1 protein-coding gene and 1 pseudogene are annotated in these 3,446 nt (G+C 54.5%); one reads left to right on the top strand and one right to left on the bottom strand.

Features of this window, described 5'->3' with window-relative positions; all coding sequences use genetic code 11:
- Positions 1-1,165 precede the first annotated feature (1,165 nt).
- Positions 1,166-3,001: a type II toxin-antitoxin system HipA family toxin gene (locus tag ROE7235_RS19010; RefSeq protein WP_220669598.1), complete on the top strand. Its 1,836-nt coding sequence runs from the start codon at positions 1,166-1,168 to the stop codon at positions 2,999-3,001.
- A 244-nt stretch (positions 3,002-3,245) separates the two neighbouring features.
- On the opposite strand, the pseudogene ROE7235_RS19005 reads toward ROE7235_RS19010, so the two are convergent.
- Positions 3,246-3,446: pseudogene (locus ROE7235_RS19005) on the bottom strand (IS630 family transposase); the annotation flags it as partial.

Genomic DNA, 3,446 nt, shown 5'->3' with positions numbered 1-3,446 from the left:
GCAGCGCCTCAAGCGCCACAGCAGCTTTAAACTTGTCTGAAAAGTTCCGTCGCTTTGTCATTCTCGTATCCATTCGTGCGCGTTGGATACATCTTAGCACGCTGTCCAAATTTGCCGGACCACTTCACACTTCCCATGAGCGACTTTATCGTTGATTGACGTTTCGGTTGTGCGTGGCGCGCGAAGTTCGGGGTTGGCAATTTGTTTAGGTTTGGTGGTCGTAGCGGAATAGGGCAGGGGCCGCTGATTCGCATACCGTTGATCGTCCAGATCGCTTCGTCGGTGGATCATCCTTCTAATTTTGAATCCCTTTTCGGTCGCACAAAGGATCGTATTCCGAATGGGCGGAGACGCTGACTTCGCGGCTCCGGGCGCAGCCAAGAGCCTGTTCAGCGCCTAGGCGCTGATGTGCCAGTCTTCGTGATTGAAAGCTTTGTTCCCATCCCTGGTGTATGCGCGATCATCAGAGGCCCGTTGGCGTTTGGGGTGACGCCGGCTCGGGGCCGGAGCCATTTTTTCCGGAAGCATTCACTTTGGCCTTACAGATGCCTTCTCCCAATAGGAATGTTGGGGGCTAAATTGCGATCAACAGAGACAGCAGATTTGGAACTACCGATCAGGTGTCAGGATTGGGAGGGGCATGCGGATTTTAGATCGAGCCGAGTTTTGTTGAGAGTGCTTTTCCGGTCCTGCACGCGCTCCATTCTATTGCGGTGAGGTAAGGGGGCAACGGTGCAGATACAGGTGGCAGTTGAGCTGATCGACCAGTGCTGCTGCCAGAGACAAGTTCGATACGGCCGTTCGTCTCCGCTTGCCCAATGGTGCGCCCTAGCTGATGGTTCGTGGGGGCTTGAACGGAGCAGGGGGCCCAATATTAATGCAATCACGGTGTTCTCGGCTTCTTTGGTTTGGGACGGTTAGCCTTGATATACTTTGCCATCTCACTTTCGGCGGGTTTTCAGGAAGGTACGCGTCGCAAAAATCACCGAACAAAATATAGTCTCGGTTGTGGCTCCTGTGCGCGCGGCTGCGTGTGGGCTTTCTTGGGAGTAGCGCCGGCGACCTAACTTTCGCGCATGTTATGTGCGGGATAGTTGGAATTTCTTGACGGACGCCACGAAAAAATCTAACTATCTCGTATCTGAAGTGCGCGAAAGTTATAATATTGCTCTATCTCATTGGTGAAAACCTCGACAAGGACCGTGCTCACTACCAAGCTGAGACAGGAAAACTTGTTCAACTTATGCGTGGCATTTATGTCGATGCCGACGCCGATAGTGATGCAATTGTTCTGCGGAATGCGGTGCGGATTGCACATTATCTGTATCCAAAGGCATATCTCTCTGCAGCCAGCGCCACGCTGCTCGCACCAACGCGAGATGGTCGCCTCTTCATTAGCGGGAAACGCAATCAGCGTACTCGGATAAGATCTCTCGAGATTATCCAAAACGTAGCGCCAGATCAGCCTGCGGTGGCGACTGCCATTGTTGATGACGGGGCAGGGGAGTTCAAAGTTGCCGTCTCGTCGATGCGGCAGCGATTTCTTGAAGCATTTAGGCAACGCAGCGAGCACGCTAGCGCGATTGATGAAGGGATGCGGGCCGAGATCGCCGCGCGTCTTGTTGAAGAATACGGCAGCCCGTCTGCTGCGGCGGACGCGGTTTGGGCGCTAGCGCGCGAAAACAAATGGTACCGCGAGGGAGAGCAGACAGAGCGGTATTTGTTGCGCTCTGCTGTTGGGGTGGAGGTGCGCAACGAAGCCGCACTTATGTTCTCGGTTGCTTGGCATGGGCAAATTGTCGGTCAGCTGGGACATGACGGTTTTGAATGGCGCTGGCAGCCACAAGACAATTTCAATTTGCCGCTCGTGCAGCAGCGGGTTCCGGGGCAACTACCGCCCTTCATCCTCTCGCTGTTGCCCGAAGGTTGGCTGGAGAAGGTCCTCAAAGACAACGACGAGCGGGCAATGTTGCGCTCGGGCAAACGATATATGTCCAACATTACGATCAGCGAAGACGCAGCCGAGCTCGCATCGCTCCCCGAAGATATGCTGTCCGTGACGTTATCCCGACATGCCTGCGGCGGTGTGTTTACCGGAAATTATGCGGGTCCTGGGCGCGGCAAGCTTGAAGCCGATTTCGAGGCTGGACTGGCGCGTCTTTATGAGAGGCCGGACACACCGCGCCTGTCTGGCGTTCAGATCAAGGCGCCGATGTATTTGGCGCAGGATGGCCAATTGTTGCCGAGTGCGGGCTTACCGTTCACGCACATTTTGAAGCCTGCGGGCACCAGCGGATTTCAGGCGCTTCCCGTGATCGAGTATCTTGCCATGACTCTTGGCCGTGCTTCAGGGTTGGCGGCACCTGAGATCGCTTTGGTAGCAATGCCGGATGACATGCCCCCTGCCTTACTGGTCGAGCGCTTCGATATTCGCACATCGCCCGAGGATGAACGCCGCTTTGCTTTGGAGGATCTGTGTTCGGTCCTCGACCTGCCGCCCGATGCGAAGTACGATGGAACAATCGAGAGGATAACGCGTGCAGTTCGACCGCTGTCGACATCTGCCGGGGAAGATCTTCTACTGGTTGTAAAGCGCGCCCTCTTTGCTTGGTTGATCGGCGATGGCGACATGCACCTAAAGAACTTAGCGCTCTTAAAGATTGCCGATCCTACTGCCGATCGCTTCAGCACAATTCGCCTCGCGCCGCTCTATGATGCGGTCACGACGCGGGTCTTCCCGAGCCTTGAACATGATCGCATGGCCCTGAAGTTGAATGGCAAAGATGACCGGTTGCGGCGGCGTGATTTCATGCAGGTGGCGGCGATTGCCGGTTTAGCTGCAACCGGCATAGGCGAAGAGATTGATCATTTCTTGCAGCGCTTCGCTGACGCCATAGACGGCGTTTCTCTGCCTGATCTTCCCGGTGTGGACCGTGATATCGAAGAGCGGGCAGAGGCTATGCTTGCCCTGTGCAGGGAGCGGGTTGCGGCATTCTCATAAATATGGAGCCTTTGTAGGCCGCTAAATCAAAGCGAAAATGCTGAATTTATAAGGGAACCCGCGCGCACTCTCTCGACCGGGAGGGGTCATCCCTCCCGCTCTGTCTCTTGCTCTTCTTTTTTCGGCAAATTCCAATTGGCAGCAACGATCTCATTATCAAAACCAAACGCCTATTCTTCGCAGGGACCAATTTTCAGCTTGAAGTTGTGACACTCGTTACCCACAAATGACTGGTATACTTCTTCTACTCCAAAACCCGAAAGTTCTCGTGTGTTATGACGCGGAAGTTATCTGACACCTTGTCGCGGAATTTCTTCCATTCCTGCGGGATGGTCTCACGCATGAATGCAAGGATGGCGTCGGCGAATTGCTTCTGACTTCGGTAGTAGCGATTGTGGGTGACATAATGGTGCAAGACCGCCCAAAGACGTTCAATTGGATTGAG

It is taken from the genome of Roseinatronobacter ekhonensis (assembly GCF_900499075.1).
Classification (GTDB): domain Bacteria; phylum Pseudomonadota; class Alphaproteobacteria; order Rhodobacterales; family Rhodobacteraceae; genus Roseinatronobacter; species Roseinatronobacter ekhonensis.
This window is presented reverse-complemented; position numbering and strand designations above follow the sequence as displayed.